At 63.6% G+C, this 426-nt stretch carries 1 protein-coding gene; it reads left to right on the forward strand.

Translation table 11 applies throughout. The annotated features are described in order from the left end of the window. Nucleotides 1–240: 240 nt before the first annotated feature. Nucleotides 241–426: hypothetical protein (locus NE591_RS12620; protein WP_256156788.1), on the forward strand; the 186-nt coding region annotated here is incomplete at its 3' end.

The following is a 426-nucleotide window of genomic DNA, read 5'->3' on the forward strand; positions in this document are numbered from 1 at the left end:
GTCCTCGGCTGCATCGGCGTCGGCGGGGGCGCCCGCGGCGGCCGAGGGGGCGGCGCAAAGCGCGGAGAAGATGGCGCGCAACAACGCCACGGTGGCCGAGCTGGCCGAGCTTGTGGCCCAGGTGTCGGAATAAAGGCCGCTCCCAGCAGGTAAATCGCCTATTTTCGTATCGACAATAGGGGCGCAGTCGTATATCATCCCATTCATTGGTTGTTATCTTTTATGGGGAAGGGCGCACCCGTGTTTGAGTTTCTATCTTCGCCGTTTGGCCTGGTGGCTGTAGGCCTCGGTGTGTTGGCGGTGGCCGTGCTCGCCCTGTGTCTGTGGATCACGACCCTCGACCGCCGCATGCGCGGCATGGCCGATGACCATTTGCAGCTCGGCCACCTTGCGGCGCTCAGTTTCCAAGCCATCGGCCATGCCGCG

This window comes from Adlercreutzia sp. DFI.6.23 (assembly GCF_024462535.1).
Lineage (GTDB): Bacteria > Actinomycetota > Coriobacteriia > Coriobacteriales > Eggerthellaceae > Adlercreutzia > Adlercreutzia rubneri.